30 protein-coding genes and 1 tRNA gene are annotated in these 26962 nt (G+C 68.8%); 26 read left to right on the top strand and 5 right to left on the bottom strand.

Features of this window, described 5'->3' with window-relative positions:
• The first annotated feature begins 162 nt into the window (after window positions 1-162).
• Both AB0I38_RS35855 and AB0I38_RS35850 read left to right on the top strand, forming a co-directional pair.
• The gene (locus AB0I38_RS35855) at window positions 163-1542 is read left to right on the top strand and encodes a hypothetical protein (RefSeq protein ID WP_358491972.1); all 1380 of its coding nucleotides are present in this window, start codon (window positions 163-165) and stop codon (window positions 1540-1542) included.
• Window positions 1539-2327: a class F sortase gene (locus AB0I38_RS35850; RefSeq protein WP_358491968.1), complete on the top strand. Its 789-nt coding sequence runs from the start codon at window positions 1539-1541 to the stop codon at window positions 2325-2327. Before AB0I38_RS35855 ends, AB0I38_RS35850 begins: the two co-directional genes overlap by 4 nt.
• Before the next feature lie 259 nt (window positions 2328-2586).
• Here AB0I38_RS35850 and AB0I38_RS35845 read toward each other — a convergent pair whose 3' ends face one another.
• On the bottom strand, window positions 2587-3240 hold the full coding sequence (locus AB0I38_RS35845) for a hypothetical protein (protein ID WP_358491963.1): 654 nt from the start codon (window positions 3238-3240) through the stop codon (window positions 2587-2589).
• Window positions 3241-3391: 151 nt separating this feature from the next.
• On the opposite strand from AB0I38_RS35845, the gene AB0I38_RS35840 reads away from it, so the two are divergent.
• The 3 genes from AB0I38_RS35840 (at window position 3392) to AB0I38_RS35830 (ending at window position 6053) form a co-directional block, all read left to right on the top strand.
• A complete protein-coding gene (locus tag AB0I38_RS35840; protein ID WP_358492219.1) occupies window positions 3392-4135 on the top strand; it encodes a class F sortase in 744 nt (247 codons plus the stop codon).
• Window positions 4136-4163: 28 nt separating this feature from the next.
• Window positions 4164-4835 (top strand): hypothetical protein, encoded by a 672-nt coding sequence (locus AB0I38_RS35835; RefSeq protein WP_358491960.1) that lies wholly within the window; start codon window positions 4164-4166, stop codon window positions 4833-4835.
• A gap of 72 nt (window positions 4836-4907) precedes the next feature.
• Entirely contained in the window at window positions 4908-6053 is a 1146-nt protein-coding gene (locus AB0I38_RS35830) for an acetyl-CoA C-acetyltransferase (RefSeq protein ID WP_358491956.1), read from the top strand.
• 283 nt (window positions 6054-6336) lie between these two features.
• Here AB0I38_RS35830 and AB0I38_RS35825 read toward each other — a convergent pair whose 3' ends face one another.
• The gene (locus tag AB0I38_RS35825) at window positions 6337-6477 is read right to left on the bottom strand and encodes a hypothetical protein (protein WP_358491951.1); all 141 of its coding nucleotides are present in this window, start codon (window positions 6475-6477) and stop codon (window positions 6337-6339) included.
• 258 nt (window positions 6478-6735) lie between these two features.
• Between AB0I38_RS35825 and AB0I38_RS35820 the strand changes: the two genes are divergently transcribed.
• The 4 genes from AB0I38_RS35820 (at window position 6736) to AB0I38_RS35805 (ending at window position 11921) form a co-directional block, all read left to right on the top strand.
• Window positions 6736-8598 (top strand): acyl-CoA dehydrogenase family protein, encoded by a 1863-nt coding sequence (locus AB0I38_RS35820; RefSeq protein ID WP_358491948.1) that lies wholly within the window; start codon window positions 6736-6738, stop codon window positions 8596-8598.
• Window positions 8599-8807: 209 nt separating this feature from the next.
• The gene (locus AB0I38_RS35815) at window positions 8808-10076 is read left to right on the top strand and encodes an extracellular solute-binding protein (RefSeq protein WP_358491944.1); all 1269 of its coding nucleotides are present in this window, start codon (window positions 8808-8810) and stop codon (window positions 10074-10076) included.
• A gap of 73 nt (window positions 10077-10149) precedes the next feature.
• On the top strand, window positions 10150-11034 hold the full coding sequence (locus tag AB0I38_RS35810) for a carbohydrate ABC transporter permease (RefSeq protein ID WP_358491939.1): 885 nt from the start codon (window positions 10150-10152) through the stop codon (window positions 11032-11034).
• Window positions 11034-11921: a carbohydrate ABC transporter permease gene (locus AB0I38_RS35805; protein WP_358491935.1), complete on the top strand. Its 888-nt coding sequence runs from the start codon at window positions 11034-11036 to the stop codon at window positions 11919-11921. The genes AB0I38_RS35810 and AB0I38_RS35805 overlap by 1 nt, the downstream gene beginning before the upstream one ends.
• Window positions 11922-11939: 18 nt before the next feature.
• Here AB0I38_RS35805 and AB0I38_RS35800 read toward each other — a convergent pair whose 3' ends face one another.
• Complete coding sequence (locus tag AB0I38_RS35800) at window positions 11940-12674, bottom strand: class I SAM-dependent methyltransferase (RefSeq protein WP_189124294.1); 735 nt, start codon at window positions 12672-12674, stop codon at window positions 11940-11942.
• 124 nt (window positions 12675-12798) lie between these two features.
• On the opposite strand from AB0I38_RS35800, the gene AB0I38_RS35795 reads away from it, so the two are divergent.
• Window positions 12799-13338 carry an RNA polymerase sigma factor gene (locus AB0I38_RS35795; RefSeq protein WP_358491931.1) on the top strand — a complete coding sequence of 180 codons (540 nt, stop codon included), beginning with the start codon at window positions 12799-12801 and terminating at the stop codon, window positions 13336-13338.
• Window positions 13325-14179 (top strand): hypothetical protein, encoded by an 855-nt coding sequence (locus AB0I38_RS35790; protein WP_358491927.1) that lies wholly within the window; start codon window positions 13325-13327, stop codon window positions 14177-14179. The genes AB0I38_RS35795 and AB0I38_RS35790 overlap by 14 nt, the downstream gene beginning before the upstream one ends.
• Here AB0I38_RS35790 and AB0I38_RS35785 read toward each other — a convergent pair.
• Window positions 14168-15217: an adenosine deaminase gene (locus tag AB0I38_RS35785; protein ID WP_358491923.1), complete on the bottom strand. Its 1050-nt coding sequence runs from the start codon at window positions 15215-15217 to the stop codon at window positions 14168-14170. The two genes, AB0I38_RS35790 and AB0I38_RS35785, sit on opposite strands and share 12 nt — an antisense overlap.
• A 69-nt stretch (window positions 15218-15286) precedes the next feature.
• Here AB0I38_RS35785 and AB0I38_RS35780 point away from each other — a divergent pair, with 69 nt between their 5' ends.
• The 4 genes from AB0I38_RS35780 to AB0I38_RS35765 are packed head-to-tail and all read left to right on the top strand — an operon-like array spanning window position 15287 to window position 17884.
• Complete coding sequence (locus AB0I38_RS35780; protein ID WP_358491920.1) at window positions 15287-15787, top strand: SigE family RNA polymerase sigma factor; 501 nt, start codon at window positions 15287-15289, stop codon at window positions 15785-15787.
• Window positions 15784-16677, top strand: a complete 894-nt coding sequence (locus tag AB0I38_RS35775) for a PASTA domain-containing protein (RefSeq protein WP_358491916.1) — start codon at window positions 15784-15786, stop codon at window positions 16675-16677. The genes AB0I38_RS35780 and AB0I38_RS35775 overlap by 4 nt, the downstream gene beginning before the upstream one ends.
• Window positions 16678-16717: 40 nt before the next feature.
• Window positions 16718-17341, top strand: a complete 624-nt coding sequence (locus AB0I38_RS35770) for a hypothetical protein (RefSeq protein ID WP_358491912.1) — start codon at window positions 16718-16720, stop codon at window positions 17339-17341.
• 42 nt (window positions 17342-17383) lie between these two features.
• Window positions 17384-17884, top strand: a complete 501-nt coding sequence (locus AB0I38_RS35765) for a hypothetical protein (protein WP_358491909.1) — start codon at window positions 17384-17386, stop codon at window positions 17882-17884.
• Window positions 17885-17890: 6 nt separating this feature from the next.
• Here AB0I38_RS35765 and AB0I38_RS35760 read toward each other — a convergent pair whose 3' ends face one another.
• Window positions 17891-19099, bottom strand: coding sequence for a pyridoxal phosphate-dependent aminotransferase (locus AB0I38_RS35760; protein ID WP_358491906.1), 1209 nt, complete (start codon window positions 19097-19099; stop codon window positions 17891-17893).
• A 170-nt stretch (window positions 19100-19269) separates the two neighbouring features.
• Here AB0I38_RS35760 and AB0I38_RS35755 point away from each other — a divergent pair.
• The 11 genes from AB0I38_RS35755 (at window position 19270) to AB0I38_RS35705 (ending at window position 26420) form a co-directional block, all read left to right on the top strand.
• Window positions 19270-19342, top strand: a tRNA-Trp gene (locus AB0I38_RS35755).
• 77 nt (window positions 19343-19419) lie between these two features.
• A complete protein-coding gene (secE, locus tag AB0I38_RS35750; RefSeq protein WP_358491902.1) occupies window positions 19420-19665 on the top strand; it encodes a preprotein translocase subunit SecE in 246 nt (81 codons plus the stop codon).
• Between the two features lie 64 nt (window positions 19666-19729).
• On the top strand, window positions 19730-20488 hold the full coding sequence (gene nusG / locus AB0I38_RS35745) for a transcription termination/antitermination protein NusG (protein ID WP_358491896.1): 759 nt from the start codon (window positions 19730-19732) through the stop codon (window positions 20486-20488).
• Between the two features lie 136 nt (window positions 20489-20624).
• The gene (rplK, locus tag AB0I38_RS35740; protein WP_113703663.1) at window positions 20625-21056 is read left to right on the top strand and encodes a 50S ribosomal protein L11; all 432 of its coding nucleotides are present in this window, start codon (window positions 20625-20627) and stop codon (window positions 21054-21056) included.
• 56 nt (window positions 21057-21112) lie between these two features.
• Complete coding sequence (gene rplA, locus AB0I38_RS35735; protein WP_189124282.1) at window positions 21113-21832, top strand: 50S ribosomal protein L1; 720 nt, start codon at window positions 21113-21115, stop codon at window positions 21830-21832.
• A gap of 157 nt (window positions 21833-21989) precedes the next feature.
• Entirely contained in the window at window positions 21990-22817 is an 828-nt protein-coding gene (locus AB0I38_RS35730) for a DUF1396 domain-containing protein (protein ID WP_358491888.1), read from the top strand.
• A gap of 239 nt (window positions 22818-23056) precedes the next feature.
• Window positions 23057-23581 carry a 50S ribosomal protein L10 gene (gene rplJ, locus AB0I38_RS35725; RefSeq protein WP_358491885.1) on the top strand — a complete coding sequence of 175 codons (525 nt, stop codon included), beginning with the start codon at window positions 23057-23059 and terminating at the stop codon, window positions 23579-23581.
• A 69-nt stretch (window positions 23582-23650) separates the two neighbouring features.
• The gene (gene rplL, locus AB0I38_RS35720) at window positions 23651-24037 is read left to right on the top strand and encodes a 50S ribosomal protein L7/L12 (protein WP_358491880.1); all 387 of its coding nucleotides are present in this window, start codon (window positions 23651-23653) and stop codon (window positions 24035-24037) included.
• 297 nt (window positions 24038-24334) lie between these two features.
• Entirely contained in the window at window positions 24335-25336 is a 1002-nt protein-coding gene (locus AB0I38_RS35715) for an ABC transporter ATP-binding protein (RefSeq protein ID WP_358491877.1), read from the top strand.
• A gap of 92 nt (window positions 25337-25428) precedes the next feature.
• The gene (locus AB0I38_RS35710; RefSeq protein ID WP_358491874.1) at window positions 25429-25929 is read left to right on the top strand and encodes a hypothetical protein; all 501 of its coding nucleotides are present in this window, start codon (window positions 25429-25431) and stop codon (window positions 25927-25929) included.
• Window positions 25926-26420: a hypothetical protein gene (locus AB0I38_RS35705; protein ID WP_358491870.1), complete on the top strand. Its 495-nt coding sequence runs from the start codon at window positions 25926-25928 to the stop codon at window positions 26418-26420. The genes AB0I38_RS35710 and AB0I38_RS35705 overlap by 4 nt, the downstream gene beginning before the upstream one ends.
• The last annotated feature ends 542 nt before the right edge of the window (window positions 26421-26962 follow it).

Below are 26962 nucleotides of genomic sequence, written 5' to 3'. Positions count from 1 at the left end.
TGATGGACGACAGAATACGATTCGGTTACTGCGAGGTATACCCGGTTTCCAGTACGGGTCGCAGGGGGACACGGGTTCATCACAAGTGTCATGAGGCGCTCTGATTGCCGGACTCGCTGGCTCTAAGATCTACCTTCGGTCTAGGTGTGAGCGGAGTGTCCGGTGAAACGGTGGCGCAAGGCGTTGATCGCCGCATCGGTCGGAGCGGCGGCGTCGGCCGCTTTGGTGGCGATTCCCGCGAGAGCGGACACGTTCAGCCTCGTAGTCGACTACAGCTGCACAGGCGGCGTCGCCGGATCGGCTGAGGTCAAGCTGAGGGCCCGGGTGCAGATCCCGACCACGGTGCAGCAGGGCGGCATGCTCAAGCTGGGCTGGGCGATCGAGCACGTCAACGCGCCCAGGTTCAAGTCGCCCGACTACTACGCCGAGGGCGCCAAGGTCTCGCTGATCGGCAACGTCAAGCTCGACGGGGCGTGGAACGGCACTCTTGAGGCGCACGGCAGCGAGGACCAGGGGGCGCTCAAGCCCAACCAGCCCCTCACGTCGCCCGAGGGCATGTCCTCCGAGGCGCACATGACCGAGACCGGGGTCATCAAGCTCAGGCCGCAGGCGATGACCGTCGACTTCGTCCCGCCCGCGGGAGAGATCGTCGTCAACAACGACGACCCCCGCGTGATCTACCGCAACGCGTGGACTCACGACACGGCCACCCGCCCCGAGTACGGCGACTGGCTGCGCGACGTCCACACCACCACCACGCGCACGGACGAAGCGATCATCCGTTTCCGGGGCACCGGGTTCGAGTACATCGGGCGGGAGATGCCCGATGTGGGCCGGGTGCGGGTGATCATCGACGGGGTCGACGGCCACGACGACTCGGCCATCGTGGACCCGACGAAGGACGGCAACGGCAACCCCACCAACGCGACCAAGGGCAACATCTCCCTCTGGGAGCGCAAGGACCTGTCCTACGGGCAGCACACGCTCCGGATCAGGAGCATCGACGACGGCAAGCCGGTCCACCTGGACGCCTTCAAGCTGCACACGCGCGAGATGATCGACCCGCCGACGGAGCACAGGTCCACCTGCGTGATCACCAACAACCCGGGCGCGGTCGAGATCACCGTGGGAGGCGCGAGCTCGCCGACGCCCTCGGGCACTCCCACCGTCACTGACGACCCCACCGACGACCCCACCGACGACCCGACCAGCACTCCCAGCGGCACGCCCACGACCAGCGGGAGTGCCACGCCGACGACCTCGCAGGGCCAGCCCATCGGCGACCACGTCGGCGTGGTGATCGGGGGAGTGACGACCGTCAGCCCGTCGGCGACGCCGACGACCACGGTGACCAAGACCGTCAAGCCGCAGGTGGTCAAGACGCCCAAGGGCGGGGTGGACACGGGTGAGGCGCCCGAGAGGCCGGAGAGTGGGTCGTACGGGCTGATAGCGGGCGGGTCGCTGCTCCTGATGGGCAGTGCCACCGGCGGGCTGCTGCTACGGCGGCGGCGTGCCGCACACGCGGGAGGAGCGAACCGATGACCGAGCAGAAGTCGCCGACGAACAGGGCCATGCCGGCCCTGCTGATCGCCGGTTCGCTGGGCGGCGTGGGCGCCATCATGGTGGGGCTGCTGTCGCTGGCCCCCGCCGTCGACGACGGCTCGGGCCCCGGCCCGGCCGCGCAGCCCGCGCCGAGCACCGTCCAGATCCAGAACGCGGGCGCGTTCGTCCTCCCGCCGACGGTCGGTCCGGGCGGCAAGAACACCCCGCTGACCCCGGCCCGCCTGGACGCGCCGCCCCCGCTGGCCGCGGAGCCGCTCGTGGCCCCGATCCCGGCGCCCAAGAAGGCGGCGGGGGTCAAGGCCAAGAAGGTCACGCCGACCCGGATCAAGATCCCCAAGCTCAAGGTCAACGCGGTCATCGGGGCGGTCACGCTCGACAAGAAGGGCAATCTGACCACTCCGCCCCTGAGCAAGCCGAACCGCACGGGCTGGTACCGCTACTCGCCGCTGCCCGGTGAGCTGGGCCCGTCGGTGATCAACGGGCATGTCAGCACGCGCAAGGGCGCGGCCGTGTTCAGCCGTCTCCGCGAGCTGGCCAAGGGCGACCACATCTACGTCTACCGGTCGGACAAGAAGGTCACCCGCTTCACGGTGAGCGGGATCGAGCAGGTCAGCAAGTCGACCTTCCCGACCAGCAGGGTCTACGGCAACACCGACAGCTCGCAGATCCGGCTCATCACCTGCGGTGGCATCTACAACAAGAAGGCCCACAGCTATACCGACAACATCGTGGTGTACGCGACATTGTCCAAGAAAAAGGGCTGATGAGAAGTTAATGTAGGTTTTGCCGTTTGCAGGAGATTCACAGAGAGAGTACGTAGGATCTCAACCTAACCGTGACCAATGGCTGCGAGTCTGGTACGCCTGTTGGAACCTGCCCGCTGAAACGGAGAAGGACAGTGCTGACGTCCAAGGCGCGGTGTCGCCGCCTCGCCCTCAAGACATCTGCCCTGGCCATTGGAGTGGCTGCGACAGTCATCGGAGTACCCGCTCTGGCGCAGTCCCTGGTGCCGAAACCCGTAACCTATGTGTGCTCGGAGGGGGCCGGGACCGGCGACCCCGGCACCGAGTACAAGTTCCAGATGGACTTAGCGGGTCCTCTCTCGGCTCCGACGCCCAGCTCCACCGCTGTGGTGACGTGGAAGATAGGGCAGCCGGTCGCCTCGGAATCAGCTCTTCCTGTGCCTTCGCAGATCAGCACGACGGACCGAGTGGTTATCCAGGCGACCGTAGTGATCACCGGGACGCCGAACCCATCACCCACAGAGACGCGTGGAGCCACCGCGTCCATGACTACGTCGGCCTCCCCCCAAGCCACCATGCCCATTCCACAGGTGCTGATCTCGCTCACGCCGAGGGCCACGGGCGTGATCGCCGTTGTGCCCGACGACTTCGTTCTCCAGGTCGGCCCGACGAGCGGGACGACAGGCGCCAACTGGTACACATGCAAGGTCAAGGCCGGGTCGGAGGCCGAGGCGACTGCGGCTGCCGCCTTGATCACTGTAGGCACTGGGACGCCAAGCAACACCCCAACGAGCACCCCAACGAGCACCCCGACTAATACTCCAACGAGCACCCCGACTAGTACCCCAACGAGCACCCCGAAGCCCACGAAGACGACGACGGTCACGGTGACCGAGACGCCGAGCGGGAGCAAGACCACGACGCGGTCGTCCAAGACGCCGAAGGCCGGGGCCGACACCGGAGCCGGTGGGGAGATGGGGCCTGATGGCAGGTTGTTCGTCCTGACCGGGTCGATGCTGATCCTGGCCGCCGGGGCGGGTGGCCTGATGATGCGTCGTCGTACGATCGGCAAGGGCTGACCGGTGATGGCGCCTCAGCATCCGTACGGCGGCGGGCCCGACCCCGACAAGGGCGGCACCGCGCTCAGGTCCGTGCTGATCCTGGCGGCGGTCGCCGGAGTGGTGACGGTCATCGCCGGGATGCTGATCGTGGTGAGCTCGCCCGAGCAGTACGGCCTGGCCAGTCAGCGCGACCAGCTGACGGTCGACACGCAGCCCGGCGGGGGGCAGCCCGCGCAGGCCCTGTTCCAGGCCGCGCCCACGGTGCCGCCGCCGCTGCCGCAGATCCAGGCGGCGCCTCCGATGCAGCCCTCGACCCCGGTGCGCATCGTGATCTCGAAGCTGGGCGTCAACGCCCCCGTGAAGTCGGTCGGCCTGGCCAAGAACGGCACGATCCAGGTGCCGCCGGCCGACAATCCCAACCTCGCGGGCTGGTACCGCAACATGTCCACCCCGGGCGAGGTAGGCCCGGCGGTGATCCTGGGCCACAAGGACACCCGCACCCGCAGTGCGGTGTTCAGCCGCGTGCACGAGCTGCGCCACGGCGACACCATCGAGGTCAAGCGCCAGGACGGGACGACCGCGGTGTTCACCGTGGGCGGCGTGGAGCAGGCCAGCAAGCAGACGTTCCCCACCCAGCGCGTCTACGGCGACCAGGCCAACGCCCAGCTCCACCTCATCACCTGCGGCGGCACGTACAACCGCAACACCGGTCACTACACCGACAACGTCATCGTGTATGCGACGATGACGAGCTCCTATCGAAGCTGATCGCGGAGGCGAGGCGCGCATGGGCTGGATGGCGAAGCGGAGACTGCGGACTGGCCCCACGGCGGCGTTGCCCGCCAAGCCGAGCCAGTCGGAGCTCCTGCGGATCGTACGGCTGGCCGATCCCGACGCCCGCGCCGACGGCGACGACGTGGTGGCGGTGGACGTCCGGGTCCACGCCCCGGTTGAGGCCGAGCCCGAGCTGGTGGGCGGCGAGCTGGAGAAGGTCTGGGCGTGCCGGGTGACGGCCGAGGGCCCGATGCCGTTCGACTTCTTCGACCGCCATCTGGCCGAGGGCATCGCGTTCCGGCTCGGTGGGCTGGCGGTCTGCAGGGGCGAGGTGACCGATCCCGCCGACCGGGGCGAGGCCGACCGGGGCGGTCCTGCCGTGATCCTGCCGGTGCGTCCCGCCGCCGACGAGCTGCTGCCGCTGCTCGACGGTGAGGTCGTCGAGCAGGAGGAGGAGTTCGTCTACACGGTCGACGGCGTCCGGGTCCTGGTCGTGCCGGAGAAGGGCCGGCCGCCGGCCGTGCAGGAGTTGCTGCCGTTCGCGACCGAGCTGACCGCGATCGAGCTGCGCGGTGACGACCCGGCTCAGCTCGGCGCGCTCGCGTTGCGGCTGGCCGACGCCCTGAACGGCCTGGTCGTGGACCGGTGGCGGTTCCGGGTGGACGCGGCGGAGGATGTTCTACCGCCTGCGTGAGCGGGCACAGAGCATCGTTCTGTTGTAGTCTCTCCTTTAATAACCGAATAATGCTCGGTTTCAGGAGGCACTGTGGCAGAGGCGTACATCGTCGGGGCGGTCCGCACCCCCGTCGGCAAGAAGAAGGGCGGCCTTTCCACCGTCCATCCCACTGATCTTGCCGCTCACACACTCAAGGCGCTGATGGAGCGCACCGGCGTCGACCCGGCGGCGGTGGAAGACGTCATCATGGGCTGCGTCATGCAGTTCGGGCCCCAGAGCATGGACATCGCCCGCAACGCGTGGCTGTCCGCGGGCCTGCCGGAGACCACCGCCGGCGTCACGATCGACCGCCAGTGCGGCTCCTCGCAGCAGTCGATCCACTTCGCCGCGCAGGGCGTCATGTCCGGCACCCAGGACCTGGTCGTGGCGGCCGGGGTCGAGTCGATGAGCATCGTGCCCATGGGCGCCTCCATCACCGCCGCCCTGGAGAAGGGCATGCCGTTCCCGTTCGGCGAGGGATGGGTCGAGCGCTACGGCAAGCAGGAGATCTCGCAGTTCCGCGGCGCGGAGCTGATGTGCGAGAAGTGGGGCTTCACGCGCGACGAGCTTGAGCGGTTCGCCTACGAGTCCCACCAGCGGGCGGCCAAGGCCATCGCCAACGGCTACTTCAAGGACCAGATCGCCCCGATCAACGGGGTCTCCGACGACGAGGGGCCGCGGCCCGACTCGACGCTGGAGAAGCTGGCCGGGCTCAAGACCCTGAAGGAGGGCGGCCAGATCACCGCGGCCACCTCCTCGCAGATCTCCGACGGCTCGGGCGCGGTGCTGATCGCCTCCGAGCAGGCCGTACGCGACCACGGCCTGACGCCGCGGGCCCGCATCCACCAGCTGGCCCTGGTCGGCGACGACCCGGTGTACATGCTCACGGCGCCGATCCCGGCGACCCAGAAGGCGCTCAAGAAGGCCGGCATGTCCATCGACGAGATCGACGTGACGGAGATCAACGAGGCGTTCGCGCCGGTGCCGCTGTCCTGGATCAAGGAGCTCGGCGCCGACCCGGCCAAGGTCAACCCCAACGGCGGCGCCATCGCCCTCGGTCACCCGCTCGGCGGCACCGGGGCCATCCTGATGACCAAGCTGCTGCACGAGTTGGAGCGCACCGGCGGCAGGTACGGCCTGCAGACGATGTGCGAGGGCGGCGGCCAGGCCAACGTCACCATCATCGAGCGTCTCTGACCTCAGCGAAGGCTCGTCAGGGTGGAGCGGGCGCCCTCGCCGGGGGCTCCGGCGGGCTCCTCCGCGCCGGGCTCGCCCGGACCGCCCCTGACGTGACGGTGTCCCGGCCCTTCGGATCCGAAGGGCCGGGACACCACCTGTTTCAGCCGCCCGCGATGGCTGGTTTCCGGGGATTCTCCGAGGACGCCCCGGTTCCTCGGAGTGAGGAACCGGGGCATTAGGTGTGCGGGGGCCCGGGCGTATGGGGGCCGCGCGCCGCACTCACTACCATCCTGGTAGTGGTCTAGCGTCCCTTGGGCGGGATGCGCCTCGGCGGGGCGATCGGCCGCTGAGGCAGCTGCCGTGGCGCCGGAGGCAGGTCCCGTCCGGGAATTCCGGGGACGTTCTTCTTACCGTGCTTCTTCTCGCCTGCGCGTACTCGCATGGAGTGCTCCTTTACGTGACTCGTGACGCGGCCGGGGGCCGGTCGACAAGCTCAGCTGCCGCGTCGGGACGGACTTCGGCGGGGTGTGACACCGCCGGGCGGTTCGGCTGAGTAACCGGGCTGATCCAGGTCAGCCCCGGCGTTCTACTGGTAAAGGCGCATGTCTCAGACAGTACGGACACGGCGCGACAGGGCGCAACCGATTAATCCTGCCTACACAGGAAAGCTCGGGACGCGTAGCGTCGGCGGGAGGATGCCATGAGCGAGTACGCCAAGGCAAGAGAGCTCGGCGAGCAGGCCCGCGAACAGGAATGGACGCGGCCGAGCTTCGCGAAACAGCTGTTCCTGGGGGATTTCCGGCTGGATCTGGTCCATCCCGCGCCCACGCTGGGCGACGAGGCGACCAAGCGGGGTGAGGAGTTCGTCAGGGCGGTGCGCAGGTTCCTCGACGCGCACGTCGATCCGGCGGCGATCGAGCGGACCGCGCAGGTGCCCGACGACGTGGTGAAGGGGCTGGCCGCGCTCGGCGCGTTCGGGATCACGATCAGCGAGAAGTACGGCGGGCTGGGCCTGCCCTACCTCTACTACTGCCGGACGCTGATGCTCGTCGGTTCCTACTGCCCGGCGCTGGCGACGCTGCTGTCGGCGCACCAGTCGATCGGGGTGCCGCAGCCGCTCAAGCTGTTCGGCTCCGAGGAGCAGAAGCGTGAGTTCCTGCCCCGGTGCGCGCGCGGGGAGATCTCGGCGTTCCTGCTGACCGAGCCCGACGTCGGCTCCGACCCCGCCCGGCTGGCGACCACCGCGGTCAGGGACGGCGACGAGTACGTGATCGACGGCGTCAAGCTGTGGACCACCAACGGCGTCGTCGCCGACCTGCTCGTGGTCATGGCGCGGACGGGCAAGAAGATCAGTGCTTTCGTCGTCGAGGCCGACTCTCCCGGCATCACGGTCAAGCGGCGCAACCAGTTCATGGGCCTGCGCGGCATCGAGAACGGCGTGACCGAGTTCGCCCAGGTCAGGGTCCCGGCGCGCAACCTCATCGGCCGTGAGGGCGAAGGGCTGAAGATCGCCCTCACCACGCTGAACACCGGCCGCCTGTCCCTGCCCGCCACCTGCGCGGGCAACGCCAAGTGGGCGGTGAAGATCGCCCGCGAGTGGGGCAACGCGCGGGTGCAGTGGGGACGCAAGGTCGGCGAGCACGAGGCGGTGGCCACGAAGATCGCCTTCATCGCGGCCACGGCCTACGCGCTGGAGGCCGTCAGCGACCTGACCGGCCGGATGGCCGACGACCAGCGCAACGACATCAGGATCGAGGCCGCGCTGGCCAAGCTGTACGCCACCGAACTGTCCTACCAGGCGCTCGACGAGCTGGTCCAGATCAGGGGCGGGCGCGGCTACGAGACCGCCGAGTCGCTGGCCGCGCGCGGCGAGCGGGGCGTGCCCGTGGAGCAGATGCTGCGCGACTCCCGGATCAACCGCATCTTCGAGGGCTCCTCCGAGATCATGCGGTTGCTGATCACCCGTGAGGCGGTCGACGCGCACCTGTCGGCCGCCGGGGAGCTGATCAACCCGGAGGCGTCCCGCCAGGAACGCGCCCAGGCGCTCAGGCGGGCCGGCGGCTTCTACGCCCGCTGGCTGCCGACCCTGCTGGCGGGCGGCGGCAACCTGCCCACGGCCTACGCGTCGTTCGGGCCGCTGGCGGCCCACCTGCGCTTCGTGGAGCGGACCAGCAGGAAACTGGCCCGGTCCATCTTCTACGGCATGTCCCGCTGGCAGGGGCGGCTGGAGCATCGGCAGGCGTTCCTCGGCCGGATCGTCGACATCGGGGCGGAGCTGTTCGCGATGACGGCCGTGTGCGTCAGGGCCGACGAGGACTCGGGCGACCTCGGCCGCCGGCCGTACGAGCTGGCCGACACGTTCTGCGGGCAGGCCAGACGGCGGGTGGGCGCGCTGTTCGACCGGCTCTGGGACAACGGCGACAGCGAGGACACGCGGCTCGCGCGGTACGTGCTGGAGGGCCGCTACACCTTCGTGGAGGAGGGCATTCTCGACCCGTCCATCGAGGGTCCGTGGATCGGCGTGCCGGAGGGTGGGGAGAACCTCCGTCGTACGATCATTTGACCTGTGGTCTAGACCGGTTGCGCGGATCCGACCGCATCCTTGTTGTGGAACCGCAATCAACCGGTATAGACCGGCTGCTGAACAGAGGCTTACTCTGGCGCAAACGTGTGGAGCTATGGCTCCACACGTCCCCAGTCCCACGGGGCGGCGTCGGCAGCTGGTACGGACCAGCAGGGACGGCCCGTCCGACGAGAAGGCGGTACTTAACGGTGAACATCAAGCTTGTGGGCGGCGCCGCTCTCGGCCTGGCGACCATGCTGGTCCTGTCCAGCTGCGGCTCCGGCGACTCCGGCACGGCGACCGGTGACCAGGCCGCGGAGGGCGGCCAGGTCACGCTGAAGATGGTCGCCGCCGACTACGGCGACGGCCCCGGCAAGCCGAACTCGGGTGAGACGTTCTGGAAGGGCGTCGTGGACGAGTTCCAGGCGGCCAACCCCACCATCAAGGTGGACGTCCAGGTCATCAACTGGAACGACATCGACAAGCAGGTCGCCACCATGGTCCAGAACGGCCAGGTGCCCGACATCCTGCAGACCGGCGACTACTCCGGCTTCGTCCAGGACGGCCTGCTGCACAAGGTCGACGAGGTGCTCTCGCCGAACGTCTCCGGCGACCTGCTGCAGAAGTTCGCCGACTTCGGCAAGGTCGACAGCACCGCCTACGGCATCCCGTTCGTCTCCTCGGCCCGCGCCCTGTTCTACAACAAGGAACTGTTCACCAAGGCCGGCATCGCCGAGCCGCCGAAGACCTGGGACGAGCTCAAGGCCGCCGCCGAGAAGCTGAAGGCGGCCGGCGTGAGCCAGCCGTTCGGTCTCCCGCTCGGCCAGGAGGAGGCCCAGGGCGAGTCGTTCCTGTGGATGCTGGGCAACGGCGGCGGCTACAAGGACGCCTCCGGCAAGTGGGCGATCAACTCCCCGCAGAACGTCGAGACCTTCGGCTACCTCAAGGGCCTGGTCGACGCGGGCCTGACCACCCCCAACCCCGGCACCAAGGACCGCAAGACGGTCTGGGAGGACTTCGGCGCGGGCAAGGTCGGCATGGTCAACGGCGGCCCCATGTCGATCCCGATCTTCGACGCGGCCGGCCTCAAGGACTACGGCGTCACGGCGATCCCCGGCAAGGCCGGCCCGCTCGACACCACCCTCGGCGTCATGGACTGGATCATGGCGTTCAACAAGAACGGCCACCCCGCCGAGATCAAGAAGTTCCTCGACTTCTTCTACACCGGCTCCGCCGCGCAGAAGATCAGCGACACCTACAAGCTGCTGCCCGTCACCAACGGCGGCATCGAGAAGCTGTCGGGCGACGAGAAGCTCAAGCCGTTCCTCGACGCGCTGCCCAACGCCAGCTTCTACCCGTTCCAGGACCCGAAGTGGGCCGTGGTGAACCCGCAGATCAAGCAGATCATCGGCGGGGCCGTCAAGGACGACCCGGCCAAGGTCCTCGGTGAGCTCCAGAAGACCGCCGAGAGCAGCTGATCCATCGGGGATCCGTACGGCCGGCGCCCAGTTTCCCGGGGCCGCCGGCCGTACCGTTCATGGAAGGTTCCGCATGAGAAGGTTGCGCGCCCTGGAGCCCCTCGCCTGGGTAGGGCCGGCCATCGTGCTGATCGCGGTGGTCGTGCTCTGGCCGGTCGTCGAGATGATCAGGTCGTCGTTCCTGAAGATCAGCCGGTTCGGCGTGGTGCAGGGCTCCAACGGCCTGGCCAACTACGAGAAGCTGTTCGGCGAGAAGGACTTCGCGGACATCATGGTCCGCAGCGTGATCTGGGTGGTGGCCGTCGTCGTCCTCACCGTGCTGATCTCGCTGGCCCTCGCCCAGTTGTTCAACCAGAGTTTCCCCGGCCGCAAGTTCGCCCGCTGGGCGCTGATCGCGCCGTGGGCCGCCTCGGTGCTGATGACGGCGATCATCTTCAAGTGGATGCTCGACCCCGAGGTCGGGGTGATCAACCAGATCCGGGTCAAGCTCGGGCTCATCGACGCGCTCGGCGGGGCCTCGGCCGACCAGCTGGGCGACGCCGCGACCGCGATGCCGTGGCTGGTGTTCGTCGCGGTATTCGTGTCGGTGCCGTTCACGACGTACGCGCTGCTGGCGGGCCTGGCCACGATCCCCGCTGACGTCTACGAGGCGGCCAAGATGGACGGCGCCTCCTGGATCCGGACGTACTGGTCGATCACGCTGCCGCTGCTGCGCCCGGCGCTCACCGTGGCCGCGCTGATCAACGTGATGAACGTCTTCAACAGCTTTCCGATCATCTGGGCGATGACGCACGGCCAGCCCGGCTACTCGACGGCCACCTCGACGATCTTCATGTTCATCCTCAAGGGCTCCGACATCGGCGAGTCCGCCGCGATGTCGGTCGTGAACTTCGGCATGGTGATCGTCCTGACCGTCATCTTCCTCAAGGTGTCCCGCTGGAACAAGGAGGTGGCGTGATGGCCGTCAAGACCGCCTCCCGCCCTGCCGCGCACCACCACCACGCCAGGCTCCGGCCCGCGTCCGCCCGGCGGCTGCCCAGGATCAGGACCGTGCTCGTCGCGGGCCTGGCCTACGTCGTCGCGTTCATCTTCCTGTTCCCGTACCTGGTGATGCTGCTCACCTCGCTACGGCCACAGGACTCGCTGCGCGACGCGACGTTCTTCCCGTCGGAGTGGGAGTGGTCCAACCTCGCCAACTTCTGGAGCAGCGGCCTGGCCGGCAACCTCGTCGTCACGCTCCAGGTGGCGGCCGGGTCGACGATCCTGGTGCTGCTCGTCGCGCTGCCGGCGGCGTACTACTCGGCCCGGCACAACTTCAGGGGGCGTACGGCCTTCCTGATCCTGGTGCTGATCACCCAGATGTTCCAGCCGACGGCCATGCTGGTCGGCATCTACCGGGAGTTCTTCCAGTTCGGGCTGGTGGACTCGATCTGGTCGCTGATCCTGGTCAACGGCGGGTTCAACCTGGCGTTCGCGGTGTGGATCCTCAACGCCTACTTCTCCTCGATCCCGCGCGAACTGGAGGAGGCCGCCTTCATCGACGGCAACGGGAGGTTCGGGGCGTTGTTCCGGATCACGCTGCCGCTCGCCATGCCCGGCGTGATCACCGCGCTGATCTTCACGTTCATCGCCGCCTGGAACGAGTTCGTGGTGGCCCTGACCCTGACCACCACCCCCGCCAACCAGCCGCTGACCGTGGCGCTCAACTCGTTCATCGGGCAATACCAGGTCGACTGGCAGAACCTGTTCGCCGGCTCGGTGATCGCCACCATCCCGGTGATCATCCTCTTCGCCCTGATCGAGCGGAAGGTCGTCGGCGGCCTGACCGCCGGCTCCATCAAGTGACCGGCAGGCCCCGGGTGCTCAGGAGGGCACCCGGGCCACGCAGAAGACCGTCTGGCCGAACGGCGGGCGGATGAACCGCTCGATCAGCCGAGTCGCGGGCACCACCGTGCGGTCGTAGATCTTGACCAGGCGCGGGTCGGGGTAGCCGACCCCGCCGCGGCGTACCGCGGCCCACCAGGCGATTCCGCCGAGGAAGTTGATCGGCTTGAGCACGTCGACGTCGAGGCCCGCCCTGGCGACCGTCGCGGAGAGGGTCTTGGGGGTGTAGCGCTGGACATGGCCGACCTTGCGGTCGAAATCTCCGTAGAGCTGCATGTAGCCGGGCACCCAGATGATGATGCGCCCGCCCGGCTGGGTGACGCGGGCCAGCGAGCGCAGCGCCTCGGCGTCGTCCTCGATGTGCTCCAGGACGTTCATCATGACGACCGTGTCGACCTTGTCCTCAAGGGGGATGTCGGTCGGCAGGCCGAACTGCAGCACGTCGATGTCGTCGCGCCCGGCGAACCGCTGCCGGAGCTGTTCGACGCAGTAGGGGTCGAAGTCGGACACCACGAGCCGGTCGAGCCGCGGCAGGAACTGCTCGGCGAAGTGGCCCAGCCCCGAGCCGATCTCCAGCATCGAACGGCCGACATGCGGGGCGACCATGTCGAACTCGTACTGCCGGTAGTTCTTCGCCTCGTCCCCGCCGAGGTGGTTCTCCAGGGCCTCGTCACCGGCCGCCGGTTGCACTACGCGGTCATACCCAGAAGACATAGTCCCGTTCCTTCGAGGGCTCGTGAATCTGCCAGAGTCTAGTGCCCGGCGCGGCTCCGGGCTCACCTGATCGGCTCGACGCCCTTCCCTTGGCGCCCTGTTCTGGGATGGAATCTGACTCGCTATGGACGACGACGAGGCGATCGGCCGCTCACTCGCCGGTGACCTGACCGCCTACGAGGCGCTGGTCACCCGCTACAGCGCGCTCGCCCACCGTACGGCCGCCCTGCTGGGAGCGGGGGACGAGGCGGAGGACGTGGTGCAGGAGGCGTTCGTCAAGGCGTTCCGGCACCTGTCGTCGTTCCGCCGTGACGCGCCGTTCCGGCCGTGGCTGCTGCGCATCGTGGCCAACGAGACGCACAACCTCAACCGTTCGCGCGGGCGCAGGTCCGAGCTGACCGCGCGCCTCGGCGTCACGGCCGAGGTCGCGGCCCCCGACGACCCGGCGGGCACCGCGGTGGCCACCGACCGCCGCGCCCGCCTCCTGGAAGCGGTGCGCCGGCTGCCCGAACGGGAACGCCAGGTGCTGGTCTGCCGGTACTTCTTACAGCTGTCCGAAGCGGAGACCGCCCAGGTGCTCGACTGGCCCCTGGGCACCGTCAAGTCCAGCACCCATCGCGGTCTGGCCCGGCTCAGAGAGGGGGTGGGCGATGAGCTCGCATGAGTCCTTCGACGACCTCGAAGCCCAGCTCCTCGACCTGGGCGCCTCCCTGGACGTCCCCGCGCCGCCGCCCGCCGACGTGGCCGCCGCGGTCCGCGCCCGCCTCGCCGCCGAGCCGACCCCGGACACCGCGTCCGAGCCCGCGTCTCAGACTCCGCCGTCTGAGACCCCGCCGTCTGAGACCCCGCCGTCTGAGACCCCGCCCGAGGCCGTGCCCGAGAGCGCGCCCGAGGTGGTCCGGAAGCGGCGGCCGGCTCGACGCGCCCGGCGCAGGAGGTGGACGGTCGTCGTGGCCGTGGTGCTCGCCGTCGTCGCCGTCACGGCCGCCACCCCTCAGGGGCGGGCGGCGGTCACCGCGATCCTCAGGTACGCCGGGATCGAGCTGCGCCTCGGCGGGACCCCGACGCCGGTGATCACCCCCACCACACTGCCGGGAGAGCGCGACGTCGAGCCGGGCAGGCTGGGCTCCCTCGTCACCTTCCCCGTCAGGACCCCGGCCGCCCTGGGCCCGCCCGCCGCGGCGACGGTCGGCGACAACGGGCGGGTGGCGTCGATGTTCTGGCCGGGCGGCATCCGGCTCGACCAGTTCGACGGCACCATGGAGCCCTTCTTCTTCAAGCGGCTGGGCCCGCCCTACCCCCAGGACGTGCCGCTCGGCGCCACCACGGCCTGGTGGATCGGCGGCAGCCACCCGCTCGGCTACATCGAGCGCGAGGACGGCACGCCGGTCCCGCTGCGCCAGGCGGCCCCGACCCTCATCTGGCAGTCGGGCCCCGTCGGCTACCGCCTAGAAGGCGCCGGGACCAAGGAACGAGCCGCGGAGATCGCCGCCTCACTCCGCTGACGGCTCTGGTGAGGACTCCGGTGGGGGAGACACCAGCCAGTCGTCGATCTCCTTCACCAGCTCCTTGCGCAGCGCCTCCGGCGCGGACGACGACCTGATCGACTGCCGCGCCAGCTCGGCGATCTCGGCGTCGCGGAAGGCGTACACGTCGCGTGCCAGCTCGTACTGCCGCAACAGCCGCGAACCGAACAGCAGCGGGTCGTCGGAGCCCAGCGCGATCGGCACCCCCGCGTCGAACAGCCGCCGCACCGGCACGTCGGCGGCCCGCTCGGCCACCCCGAGCCCGACGTTGGAGGTGGGGCAGACCTCGCAGCAGATCTGCCGGTCGGCCAGCCGCTCCATCAGCCGCTGGTCCTCGGCCGCCCGGATCCCGTGGCCCACGCGGTCGGCCTCCAGGTCGTCGACGCACTGCGCGATGCTCCGCGGACCGAGCAACTCGCCCCCGTGCGGCACGGCCAGCAGCCCCGCCCTCTTGGCGATCCGGAACGCCCGGTCGAAGTCGCGAGCCTGCCCGCGCCGCTCGTCGTTGGACAGCCCGAACCCGACGACGCCCTTGCCGGCGTACTGGGCGGCCAGCCGGGCCAGCGTGTTGGCGTCGAGCGGATGCTTGGTCCGGTTGGCCGCGACGACCACCGCCATCCCGATGCCCGCCCGCTCGGCCGCCCCGGCCGCCGCGTCCAGCACGAGCTCCAGCGTGGCCGTCAGCCCACCGAACCGTTGCGCGTAGCCCGAGGGATCGACCTGGATCTCCAGCCACCTGGACCCGGCGGTCGCCTCGTCCTCGGCCGTCTCCCGGAGCAGCCGGTAGACGTGCTCGGGCTTGGACAGCACCGACCGGGCGATGTCGTACAGCCGCTGGAACCTGAACCAGCCCCGCTCGTCGGTGGCCCGCAACCGAGGCGGCCAGTCCTGTTCGAGCGCGTCGGGTAGGTGCAGCCCCTGCTCCCTGGCCAGCTCGATCAACGTCGAGTGCCGCATGGACCCGGTGAAGTGCAGGTGCAGATGTGCCTTGGGCAGCTTGTCTAGCGGACGTGGCATTTCCATATCCTGCCACTCAACCCGGGGGAGGATTCGTGCGTTGAGGAGGGCGAAGGGAGGCCCTTGCCTATGACGGACGAAGACGAAGCGGCATTCGACGAGTTCCTCGCCGCGCGGAGCACCTCGCTCCTGCGTACGGCGATCCTGGTCTGCGGTGCGACCAGGCATGATGCCGAGGACCTCGTCCAGCACGCCCTGGAGAAGGCGTACCGGCACTGGTCCCGGATCCGGCACGACAACCCCGAGGCGTACACCCGCAGGATCGTCGTGAACGCGGCCATCAGCAGGGCGCGCCGGAACCGGGTGATCCAGGAGATCACGTTCGCCCGGCCACCCGACACCGCCGCGAAATCTCCCGACCTCGACCTGCGCGACGCGCTCATCGAGGAGCTGCGCAGGCTGCCGCCGAAGATGCGGGCCGTGCTCGTGCTGCGCTATTGGGAGGACCAGTCGGAGGCGTCGACCGCCGCCCAGCTGGGCTGCTCGGTCGGCACCGTGAAGTCCCAGGCCGCGCGCGGCCTGGCCCGGATCCGCGAACGCATGCACATCACAGAAGGAGCGTTGCAATGAAGGCAGAGGAGGCGCTCGCGCAGGCCATGGCCGACCACGTCGCCGACGTGCAGGCCGCTCCCACGCTGGGCGGGGCCGTGCGCCGCGGCCACCGCGCGCACGTGGTCAGATTCCGTACGGCCGGCGCCGCGCTCGTCACCGCGGCCGCCGCCGTGGCCGTGCCGCTGGCGCTGAACACCGGACAGCCGGTCGCGGGGCCCGCCGCGTCGTACGCCACCGGCGAGGACCGGGCGGTGATCGCGACGGTGAAGGTGCCGTCAGTCGTGGGCATGGACGTCGCCGACGCGGTGAAGACGCTGCGGGACGCCGGGCTGGTGGTGAACGACCCCGAGACGGAGACCGCCAAGGGGAACGTGAGCGGACAGGAGCCCGCCGCGGACACGGAGGTGGCCAGGGGAGAGGTCGTCATGCTGACCGTCGGGTCGCCCGGCTCGATGCCTCAGGACCTGGGCGACCTGGGCGACGGGCGGACGTTCGGCGGCATCCACCTCGGCTACCTGCCCGAGGGCCTGGCCTGGAGCAGGTGGTCGGGCAAGGACGGGTTCGGGGAGAAGAGCTACACCACCTCGTTCGCCCCGGGCGGTGACGAGAAGGACGGTTACGGCATCCAGGTCGTGGTGTTCGAGGGCCAGGCGACCCGGCACGTCCGGCAGCGGCTCGCCACCTTCCCCGGCCGCGTGGACATCGGCGGCAAGAAGGGTTATCTGACCAGCGTCACCGAGGGCGGCGAGTCCATGCAGGAGGCGGCCGACGACACGACCCTCACGATCGGCTGGATCCCGCGGGCCGGGCTGGCCGTCGAGGTGTACCTGAGCCCGGGCTACGCCGGACGGGTCGACGGACCCGCCGAGCTGAGGAAGGTCGCCGAGGGGATCGAACTCCGCGAGTAAACTCCTGGGGCACCTGATGTCAAGCCGGGGTCGGTCGTCCATGATGCCTGAGGGTCCGAGGAGTGGTGAGTGGCGGCGGGCCGCCCTCGCGTTCGGCGCCTTCGGCGCCACCGCCCTGATCATCTATGGGCTGTTCTCCTCGGGGTTCGGGCGGCCGTCGCAGACGGCCGTGGCGTCGCCCACGCCCGTCCCGGCCGTCGAGCCCGCTCCGGCGGCGACCAGCGGTCCCGGCAGGGCCGCGGCGGGGCGCCCCCGCGTCGCCGCCGCCCCGAAGGCCACGCTCGCGGTGGTCGCCGGTGACTTCTGGCTCACCTATCTGCCCCCGGGTCTGCGGCGTACGGGCGGGGGAGCGATTCCGCCCGGCCCAGGCGTCGAAGGCGCCTGGGCCAGGTTCGGCTCCGCCGGCCGGTTCGTCGAGGCGCAGGTCGAGCGCGGTACGGTAGCAGCGGACTGGGAGTCCTATCGCGAGCGGGTCTCCCTGGCGGACGCCAGGGGCGCCACGATCCGTGGCAGGCCCGCCCTGGTCGGCCGGCCTCCGAGCGGTGGCCGGATGATCGTCTGGCTGGAGCGGGTCGGCACCGGGGCGTGGATCCGGGTGAGCGAATCACTTGGCAAGGAGCTTCTTCCTCTTGCCGCCTCGGTACGGGCTCCTGTAGGAGACTAAGGCTTTTCCCTGGTCATCCACTCGTATAGCCAAGGGGGGCTGATGCGGCGCCTGGCACCGGTGCTTCTCGTGCTGACACTGGCCGGATGCGGCGCACCGGCGGCCGAGCCCAGCCTCGCCCGCTCCAGCCCCGTCGCGGCGCCCGCCGCCGAGGAGGGCCCCACCCTGACCTGCGGGGCCGGGCCCTTGACGATCACCTACCTGCCCGAGGGGCTGACCCGGGGCCGGGGGTTCGCGCAGATCAGTTCGCTCACCGAACCACTCAAGGTGCGGGGAGCCTCGTGGCGCGGCGGCGGCGAGGAACTGCGCGTCGGCGTGGTGTGCGGGGTGCGCTCCGCCGAGAGGTTCGCCTCGCTGGTCACCCGCTCCGCCCTCACCGCCCACCTGGGCAAGCCCGCGCTGCGCTGGCACACGCGCGGCGATGTGCGCAACTACCTGTGGCTCGAACGGCCCGGCACCGCGGTCTACGTCTCCGTCACGCCAGGACTCGCCCGCGAGCTGGACCGCGTCGCCGCCGGGGTCGTCCCCAAGGAAGACTCCTGAGCCGGGTCAGCGCGCCTCGGCGAGCAGCTTGGCCAGCCGGCTGACGCCCTCGACCAGGTCGTCGTCGCCCAGCGCGTAGGACAGGCGGAAGTAGCCGGGAGTGCCGAACGCCTCGCCCGGGACGACCGCGACCTCGGCCTCCTCCAGGATCAGCTCGGCCAGCTCCGCCGACGACCGCGGACGCCTGCCGCGCAGCTCCTTGCCGATGAGCTCCTTGACCGACGGATAGGCGTAGAACGCGCCCTTCGGCTCGGGACAGAACACGCCCGGGATCTCGTTGAGCATGCGCACCATCGTCTGGCGGCGCCGGTCGAACGCCTCGCGCATCCGCTCCACGGCCGACAGGTCACCCGAGACGGCGGCCAGCGCGGCCATCTGGGACACGTTCGCGACGTTGGAGGTGGCGTGCGACTGCAGGTTGGTCGCCGCCTTGACGACGTCGGGCGGGCCGATCAGCCAGCCGACGCGCCAGCCCGTCATCGCGTAGGTCTTGGCCACCCCGTTGAGGATGACGACCCGGTCGCCCAGCTCGGGAACGGCCGTGGCGATGCTGGTGAACTCGGCGTCGCCGTACACGAGATGCTCGTAGATCTCGTCGGTGACGACCCAGAGGCCGTGCTCGGCCGCCCAGCGGCCGATCGCCGCGGTCTCCTCGGGGGAGTAGACGGCTCCCGTCGGGTTGGACGGCGAGACGAACAGCAGCACCTTGGTGCGCTCGGTGCGCGCCGCCTCCAACTGCTCGACGCTCGCCAGGTAACCGGTCGTCTCGTCGGTGACGACGTCGACCTGGACGCCGCCGGCCAGCTTGATCGCCTCGGGGTAGGTCGTCCAGTAGGGCGCCACGACCAGGACCTCGTCACCCGGGTCGAGCAGCGTGGCGAACGCCTCGTAGACGGCCTGCTTGCCGCCGTTGGTGATCAGCACCTGGGACGGCTCGACCCGGTAGCCGGAGTCACGCAGCGTCTTGGCGGCCACTGCCTGCTTGAGCTCGGGCAGGCCGCCGGCCGGGGTGTACTTGTGGAAGCGGGGCTCGCGCGCCGCCGCCACCGCCGCCTCGACGATGTAACCGGGCGTCGGGAAGTCGGGCTCGCCCGCGCCGAAGCCGATGACCGGACGGCCCGCCGCCTTCATGGCCTTGGCCTTGGCGTCCACGGCGAGCGTGGCGGACTCGGAAATCGCGGAGATCCGTGTGGAGACACGGGGTCGAGTGGACATGTATTCATGCTCCCACGCGGCCCCTATGAGCGGCATGACCTGCGCGATCAGGTTCTGGTTCGACGTGACGGCCTTTACCCCGATACACTTTGGCCTGGTCGTGCCGCCGCATGTCGACGTGCGGTTCGGTCCAGGCAGTGAGCCGATCAGGGTAGTGTGGTTGGCGACATAGGGCACTGGCGCAATTGGTAGCGCACCGGTCTCCAAAACCGGCGGTTGGGGGTTCGAGTCCCTCGTGCCCTGCGAGTGCGGTCCGCGCAATGAAGGCGTGTAAGCGCGCCGCAACCTGCGTTGGATACCGACAGATTCAGGTGAGGACTGTGGCGATCGACACGCGCGGCGAGACCGCAGACAAGCCTAGTGGCGAGAAGAAGACTCGCACGACTCCTGCCCTTTTCTACCGGCAGGTCGTCAACGAGCTCCGCAAGGTCATCTGGCCGACACGCAAGGATCTCATCACCTACACCACGGTCGTTCTGATATTCGTTCTGATCATGGTCGCCATTGTGTACGGACTCGACGCCGCTCTTGGGTGGGCTGTCCTCCGCATCTTCGGCGGGTCCTGACCTGACGCCGCCGGAGACACCTGACGGAGTCGCCGTTCGATTCGACGAAAGAGGAAGAGTCACCGTGTCCGAGTCTTCAGTGCCGGCGGAGGAGCCCCGCGACAAGTGGGGCGACGAGTCGGAAGAGGCCGTCGAGGCCACTGAGGAGACCGTCGACGCCGAGGTCGCGGAGAGCGACGAGGCCACCGACGAGTCTCCCGCCGTCGACGAAGACGGTGACGTCCTGCCCGACGTCGACCCAGTCGAAGAGTTCAAGCGTTCCCTGCGCGGCCAGCTCGGCGAGTGGTACGTGATCCACTCCTACGCCGGCTACGAGAACCGCGTGAAGTCCAACATCGAGAGCCGCAACGTGTCGCTCAACATGGAGGACTACATCTACCAGGTCGAGGTGCCGACGCACACCGTCCAGGAGTTCAAGAGCGGCAAGAAGGTGCCGGTCAAGGAGCGCGTGCTGCCCGGCTACGTGCTGGTGCGCATGGAGCTGACCGACGAGTCGTGGGCCGCGGTGCGCAACACGCCCGGGGTGACCGGCTTCGTGGGTCTGTCCAACAAGCCGAGCCCGCTCAGCATCGACGAGGTGGCCAAGCTGCTCGCCCCGGAGCCCTCCGAGGAGAGCAAGAAGGCCGCGGCCAAGACCGCCACCGGCCCCACGGTCGAGTTCGAGATCGGCGAGTCGGTCACGGTCATGGACGGCCCGTTCGCCACGCTGCCCGCCTCGGTGAGCGAGATCAGCCCCGAGTCGCAGAAGCTCAAGGTGCTCGTCTCGATCTTCGGCCGCGAGACCCCGGTGGAGCTGTCCTTCAACCAGGTCTCAAAGATCTAAGACGATCACATACACTAGCTAGTCGTCCTCACGCCTGTGGGGGTGAGCCGATCTCGGGCGTCGCCAACGTCCAGCTCCCGGCCTCACTCCGCGCCTGTGGGGGTTTCATGTAATCCAGGACCCGGAGAGTTCAACCATGCCTCCAAAGAAGAAAGTGGCGGCCCTGGTCAAGGTCCAGCTTCCCGCTGGCCAGGCCACGCCCGCTCCGCCTGTCGGCACCGCCCTCGGTCCGCACGGCGTCAACATCATGGACTTCGTCAAGCAGTACAACGCTGCGACGGAGGCCCAGCGGGGCAACATCATCCCCGTTGAGATCACCATCTTCGAAGACCGCAGCTTCACCTTCATCACGAAGACGCCCCCGGCGCCTGAGCTGATCAAGAAGGCTCTGGGCATCGACAAGGGCAGCGCGGTCCCGCACAAGGACAAGGTCGGCAAGCTCAGCCGCGAGCAGCTTCGCAGCATCGCCGAGACCAAGATGCCCGACCTCAACGCCAACGACGTCGAGGCCGCCGAGAAGATCATCGCCGGCACCGCCCGGTCGATGGGCATCACCGTCGCCGACTGAGACTTTTTCGACCCGTGGGAGGGCCGGCTCGGCCCGCGCACCACTAGGAGACAGACATGCAGCGCAGCAAGGCGCACAAGGACGCCGCGGCGAAGATCGACCGCGACAAGCTCTACTCACCCGCCGAGGCGGCGAAGCTCGCCAAGGAGACCTCGGCCACCAAGTTCGACGCCACCGTTGAGGTGGCGCTGCGACTGGGTGTCGACCCTCGCAAGGCCGACCAGATCGTGCGCGGCACGGTCAACCTTCCGCACGGCACCGGCAAGACCGCCCGGGTCCTGGTCTTCGCGACCGGTGACCGTGCCGAGGCGGCCCGCGAGGCGGGCGCCGACATCGTCGGCGCTGACGAGCTGATCGACGAGATCGCCAAGGGCAACCGGCTGGGCGAGTTCGACGCGGTCGTGGCCACGCCCGACCTCATGGGCAAGGTCGGCCGCCTCGGCCGGGTCCTCGGCCCCCGCGGTCTCATGCCCAACCCCAAGACCGGCACCGTGACGCCCGACGTCGCCAAGGCCGTGACCGAGATCAAGGGCGGCAAGATCGAGTTCCGCACCGACCGGCAGGCCAACCTGCACTTCATCATCGGCAAGACGTCGTTCGGTGACCGCCAGCTCATCGAGAACTACGCCGCCGCTCTCGACGAGGTGCTCCGGCTCAAGCCGTCGGCCGCCAAGGGCCGCTACGTCAAGAAGGTCACCTTCTCGACGACCATGGGCCCCGGCGTCCCGGTCGACCCCAACGCCACCCGCGGCCTCACCGCCGACCTGGAGGCGTGAGCGGGTTCACGCGCACCCCTGAACGGCCCTCGCCTGATCGTCCGGGTGGGGGCCGTTCGCGTTCCCGGCATCACGGCGGTCCGGGATGACCCTGGGTTTTCCCCGAGATCTTGCGGGAAGTCGCCATGTTCCGAGCGCCTACACGTAGGGTCAAAACATGCTGAAGCGCAGGATCAATCTCGCCACCGCCGCGGCCGGTGCCGCACTGGTCGCGGTTGCCGTAGCCGGTTGCGGGTCGAACGCGCAACCCATCCAGGTCAACCTGGCCGCCTCCGAGGTGCTCGCGCAGGCCGCGCAGAAGACCGCGGAGGTCACCAGCTACACCGTCGACGCCGTCGTCGAAACGGCGCACCCCCAGGAGAGCAAGGGCAAGGTCCAGGGCCGGATGCTCTACCAGAGCAAGCCGCAGCTCGCCGCCGACCTCACCCTCGACACCGTCGACATGGGCGGCAAGGGCCTGCCCGGCGGCGTGCGCGCCGTCCTCCAGGGCGACGTCGTCTACGTCAAGGTCGAGGCGCTCAAGGAGCTCGTCGGCGCGACCAAGCCGTGGATCAAGGTGTCGCTCTCCGAGATGGGTGGCTCCGGTGAGGTGAAGCAGTACCTCGACCAGATCCAGCAGTTCGACCTGGCCAGCGTCACCAAGATGGTCACGGCGTCCAAGGACGTGAAGTCCGTCGGCACCGAGAGCGTCGACGGCGCCGACACCACCCACTACAGCGGCTCGTTCCCCGTGGACGTGGCGGTCCAGCAGCTCCCCGCCGACCAGCGGGAGCAGGCGAGCCGCAACCTGGCGGAGCTCAAGGACGTCAAGTTCGACATCTGGGTCGACAGTGACGGCCTGCCCCGCAAGCTCGCGCTGAGCGGCGCCAAGGAGGGTGCCACGCTCAACGCCTCCCTGTTCTTCAAGGGCTTCAACGAGCCGGTGAAGATCGAGGCTCCGCCCGCCGACCAGGTCGGTGAGCTGCCGAAGGGCACCACCAACTGAGAACGATTTGGAAACTCGGCGGCCAGGCCGTAGTCTGGTCGATGCCAAAGACCGTCGGTCGTCGTCAGGTGCCTCATGACCTGGCGACCGAAGGATCCGCTTTCTGCGGACGGCCCACGCAGGTGTGAATACGAGTTTCCCGCATGGTGATCCATGCGTGTGAGCCCCGTGTGCGCCCTGCGCCCGGGGCTGTTCTCATTTCTCGGGACTTCGCCGGCGGCACATCTGGAAGGAGGCCCATGGCGAGGGCGGATAAGGCGACAGCGGTTGCCGAGCTCAAGAGCGAGTTCGAAGGCAGCGCTGCCGCCGTTCTGACCGAGTACCGCGGTCTCACCGTCGCCCAGCTCAAGCAGCTGCGCGTCTCTCTCGGTGAGAATGCGAAGTTCGCCGTGGCGAAGAACACCCTGACAAAGATCGCGGCCAACGAGGCGGGAGTGTCGAGTCTCGACGACCTGCTCACCGGTCCCACCGCGATCGCCTTCGTCAACGGCGACGTTGTCGAGGCGGCCAAGGGTCTGCGTGACTTCGCCAAGGCCAATCCCCTTCTGGTGATCAAGGGCGGCGTCCTCGACGGCAAGAAGCTGGACGCAGCCGAGATCACCAAGCTCGCCGACCTCGAGTCCCGCGAGGTTCTCCTCGCGAAGCTTGCTGGCGCGATCAAGGCGAAGCAGAGCGCTGCTGCCGCGATGTTCGCCGCATTGCCCACCAACATGGCTCAGCTGGCCGACGCCCTTCGCGCCAAGCGCGAAGAGGCGGGCGAGTAACACGGGGATTGCCGCAAAACCCGCGGTCCCGTTCCTAAATTTCGCAAGTCCCATACGGAGGAAATCATCATGGCGAAGCTCAGCACCGACGAGCTGCTCGACGCGTTCAAGGAGATGACCCTCCTTGAGCTCTCCGAGTTCGTGAAGCAGTTCGAGGAGGTCTTCGACGTCAAGGCCGCCGCCCCCGTCGCGGTTGCCGCCGCCGCCCCGGCCGCCGCCGAGGCCGTCGCCGCCGAGGAGCAGGACGAGTTCGACGTCATCCTCGAGGCCGCCGGCGACAAGAAGATCCAGGTCATCAAGGAGATCCGCGCCCTCACGTCCCTCGGCCTCAAGGAGGCCAAGGACCTGGTGGACGGCGCTCCGAAGAACGTCTTCGACGGCAAGGTCAACAAGGAGCAGGCGGAGAAGGCCAAGGCCGCCCTTGAGGGCGCCGGCGCGTCCGTCACCGTCAAGTAACACCTCTCGCGGCGCCGTTTCCCGGCGCTCACCGAGATCGTTTCATCCAGGAGGGGCGGTCACACCCAGGTGCCGGGTGTGACCGCCCCTTTTGCATGCCCGGACTTTGTAGCCGCCCGGACTTTCATCGCCGACGTGGCCGGCGCGGTGGCGGCATGGGCGGCTCGGGCTCCGTGCGCTCACTGACGGAGATGTCCCATAACCACCCCGCAACAAGTTATTAGAATAGGTTCCAATTCCCCCGAACGTCGCTAGCGTGATGGCAACCTGTATCCCCCTGCGACGGGAAGGTGACCGGTGGGCGTCGAAGTAGTGGTCGACGGGCTGACCAAGTCGTTCGGACGGCAGGTCATCTGGGAGGACGTCTCGCTCACCCTGCCCGCGGGTGAGATCTCGGTGTTGCTGGGCCCCTCCGGCACGGGCAAGTCGGTCTTCCTGAAGACGCTGGTCGGGCTGCTGAGGCCGGACCGCGGGCACATCTGGATCGACGGCCACGACCTGGCCAACTGCAACGAGAACAAGCTCTACGAGCTGCGCCGGCTGTTCGGCGTGCTGTTCCAGGACGGCGCCCTGTTCGGCTCGCTGAGCCTGTACGACAACGTCGCCTTCCCGCTGCGCGAGCACACCAGGAGATCCGAGTCCCAGATCCGCCAGATCGTGATGGAGAAGATGGAGCTCGTCGGCCTGGTCGGGGCCGAGGGCAAGCTGCCCGGCGAGATCTCCGGCGGGATGCGCAAGCGGGCCGGCCTGGCCAGGGCACTGGTGCTCGACCCGGAGATCATCCTGTTCGACGAGCCCGACTCCGGCCTCGATCCGGTGCGCACCGCGTACCTGAACCAGCTCATCGTCGACCTCAACGCCGAGATCGAGGCGACGTTCCTGATCGTCACGCACGACATCAACACCGCGCGCACGGTCCCCGACGACATCGGGCTGCTGTTCAGGCGTGAGCTGATCATGTTCGGGCCGCGCGAGATGCTGCTGTCCAGCGACGAGCCGGTGGTGCGGCAGTTCCTCAACGCCCGCAAGCACGGTCCCATCGGCATGTCGGAGGAGAAGGACATCTCCGAGCTGGAGGCGGAGGCGCAGCAGGGCCACGACCCGGGTACGCTGCCGCCGATCCCGCCGCAGCTGATGCCGAGCGGCAACCGGCTGCGCCGCACCCAGCGTCCGCCGGGCACCTGGCTGGCCGCCAACGGCGTGATCCCGCCGCAGGGCTCGTTCGTGGACGACCGCGGCCGCAACTGGCTGGAGGAGTATCCCCGCCTGATCAACGCTCATCTCAACGGCGTCAGGTAGCCGCCGCCTTTCCAACCGCCTCGGCAGAATGCCGGTCTGGCGGTGGCTCGCGCGTTATGATCCCGGCGACCGGCTGGAAGGGGTGAGCAAACGTGGCAGGCGTCCCCGTTCGGCCGGCTCCGGTGCTCGTCGCGGTGCTGGCCGTGCTCGCGGTGCTGCTGGTGGGGGCGGGTGTGTGGATCGGCGCGCAGGCGCGCGATGAGCAGGCGAGGGCGGACGACCGGCGGGCCGTCCTCGACGCGGCGGGCACCCACGCGGTCAACCTGCTCTCCTTGCACTACAAGACCATCGACACCGATGTACGGCGCATTCTGGCCACCTCGACCGGCGGAGCCCGCGAGGAGTACGAGAGCAACCTCCAGCGGCTGAAGAGCACCACGGTCGCCAACAAGGTGAAGCAGGAAGGCGTGCTGCGCGCCACCGGCCTGGTCTCGCTGTCGGAGGGCAGCGCCAGCGTGCTGGTCGTGGCTGACGTGGACATCCGGTGGGAGGGGTCCAAGACGCCCCCGCAGGACCGGTTCTACCGATGGTCGATGGAGCTGACCAAGGTCGGGAGCGTCTGGCTGGTGTCGAAGGCGGTGCAGGTGCCGTGAGGACGGTCACGATCGGGCTGATGGCCGTCGTCACGGTTCTGGGCGTGGTGGTCGGGATGATGTGGTTCGACCTGAAGGCCATGCGCGACGCCGACGCCGCGGGGGTGGAGGCGATGGCCGCGGCCCGCTCGATGGCGCCCGACCTGCTCTCGTACGACTACCAGACGGTCGAGCAGGACCTGGCCCGGGCGGCCGGGCACACCACGGGCGCGCTGACCACCCAGTACAGAGAGCTCGCCGCGACTCTGGTGAGCAAGGCCAGGGCACAGAAGACGGTGCAGACGGCGGTCGTCGTCGCGGCGGCCGTGGGGCGGGCCGAAGCCGACCGGGTGGAGGTTCTGCTCTTCGTGAACACGGCTACGGTCAAGGAGGTCCCCGGCAAGGCGGAGCCCCAGCGGCAGATCAGCCAGAACCGAGCCAGGTTCGTCGTGGTCCGGCAGGAGGCCCGCTGGCTCGTGGCCGACCTGTCGACGCTGATCGGCACCGCTTGAGTGCTTTGGGCGCGGCGCGTCCTTCAATTGTTACCAAAAAACGAGTTTGGTGAACGCCATGCCAGGGGTACCTGAGTCACAACCACACCGGTTGTCGGCATGGGTTCGACCCTCGGTGTGACGGAGCGTTAGCCGTCCCCGTTCGCGGGTATCGTCTTGGGCCTGACGGTGGGCGCCCGGTCACACAGGGGAGAAAACCCAGCGTCCGGGCCCATAGTCGGCGAAAAGTACGGCTAGCGGGCTTGACGTATCCGCTCGAACGGGCGATGCTGCGACCAACGTGAAGCATGCAGCGAGAGCGAAGTGGACAGGCGTGTGCCGTTCGGCTACACTGCCCCTTTGCGCTGCCCTTTGACGACCCGCTCCGCTTGCTCACGTTGCGAGGTTGTCTGGCGTGCGTGTAGTCAGTCCGCCGCGAGCCCTCGGAAGGACATCTGTTGGCAGCCTCGCGCAACGCCTCCGCCGTACCCGCCGGTCCCCGTCGCGTCTCTTTTTCGCGCATCCAGGAGCCCCTCGAAGTTCCTGACCTTCTCGCCCTGCAG

The sequence above is a fragment of the Nonomuraea cavernae genome (genome assembly GCF_040655715.1).
Taxonomy (GTDB): domain Bacteria; phylum Actinomycetota; class Actinomycetes; order Streptosporangiales; family Streptosporangiaceae; genus Nonomuraea; species Nonomuraea cavernae_A.
Note: the sequence above shows the minus strand (reverse complement) of the source record. Positions and strands in the feature narration are given on the sequence as shown.

Bases quoted from the DNA above. Each gene is read 5' to 3' on its own strand.
- AB0I38_RS35850 (WP_358491968.1), top strand. From the start codon at position 1,539: ATGACCGAGCAGAAGTCGCCGACGAACAGGGCCATGCCGGCCCTGCTG.
- AB0I38_RS35840 (WP_358492219.1), top strand. From the start codon at position 3,392: ATGGCGCCTCAGCATCCGTACGGCGGCGGGCCCGACCCCGACAAGGGC.
- AB0I38_RS35835 (WP_358491960.1), top strand. From the start codon at position 4,164: ATGGCGAAGCGGAGACTGCGGACTGGCCCCACGGCGGCGTTGCCCGCC.
- AB0I38_RS35825 (WP_358491951.1), bottom strand. From the start codon at position 6,477: ATGCGAGTACGCGCAGGCGAGAAGAAGCACGGTAAGAAGAACGTCCCC.
- AB0I38_RS35820 (WP_358491948.1), top strand. From the start codon at position 6,736: ATGAGCGAGTACGCCAAGGCAAGAGAGCTCGGCGAGCAGGCCCGCGAA.
- AB0I38_RS35810 (WP_358491939.1), top strand. From the start codon at position 10,150: ATGAGAAGGTTGCGCGCCCTGGAGCCCCTCGCCTGGGTAGGGCCGGCC.
- AB0I38_RS35805 (WP_358491935.1), top strand. From the start codon at position 11,034: ATGGCCGTCAAGACCGCCTCCCGCCCTGCCGCGCACCACCACCACGCC.
- AB0I38_RS35800 (WP_189124294.1), bottom strand. From the start codon at position 12,674: ATGTCTTCTGGGTATGACCGCGTAGTGCAACCGGCGGCCGGTGACGAG.
- AB0I38_RS35795 (WP_358491931.1), top strand. From the start codon at position 12,799: ATGGACGACGACGAGGCGATCGGCCGCTCACTCGCCGGTGACCTGACC.
- AB0I38_RS35790 (WP_358491927.1), top strand. From the start codon at position 13,325: ATGAGCTCGCATGAGTCCTTCGACGACCTCGAAGCCCAGCTCCTCGAC.
- AB0I38_RS35785 (WP_358491923.1), bottom strand. From the start codon at position 15,217: ATGCCACGTCCGCTAGACAAGCTGCCCAAGGCACATCTGCACCTGCAC.
- AB0I38_RS35780 (WP_358491920.1), top strand. From the start codon at position 15,287: ATGACGGACGAAGACGAAGCGGCATTCGACGAGTTCCTCGCCGCGCGG.
- AB0I38_RS35775 (WP_358491916.1), top strand. From the start codon at position 15,784: ATGAAGGCAGAGGAGGCGCTCGCGCAGGCCATGGCCGACCACGTCGCC.
- AB0I38_RS35770 (WP_358491912.1), top strand. From the start codon at position 16,718: ATGATGCCTGAGGGTCCGAGGAGTGGTGAGTGGCGGCGGGCCGCCCTC.
- AB0I38_RS35765 (WP_358491909.1), top strand. From the start codon at position 17,384: ATGCGGCGCCTGGCACCGGTGCTTCTCGTGCTGACACTGGCCGGATGC.
- AB0I38_RS35760 (WP_358491906.1), bottom strand. From the start codon at position 19,099: ATGTCCACTCGACCCCGTGTCTCCACACGGATCTCCGCGATTTCCGAG.
- rplK (WP_113703663.1), top strand. From the start codon at position 20,625: ATGCCTCCAAAGAAGAAAGTGGCGGCCCTGGTCAAGGTCCAGCTTCCC.
- rplA (WP_189124282.1), top strand. From the start codon at position 21,113: ATGCAGCGCAGCAAGGCGCACAAGGACGCCGCGGCGAAGATCGACCGC.
- AB0I38_RS35730 (WP_358491888.1), top strand. From the start codon at position 21,990: ATGCTGAAGCGCAGGATCAATCTCGCCACCGCCGCGGCCGGTGCCGCA.
- rplJ (WP_358491885.1), top strand. From the start codon at position 23,057: ATGGCGAGGGCGGATAAGGCGACAGCGGTTGCCGAGCTCAAGAGCGAG.
- rplL (WP_358491880.1), top strand. From the start codon at position 23,651: ATGGCGAAGCTCAGCACCGACGAGCTGCTCGACGCGTTCAAGGAGATG.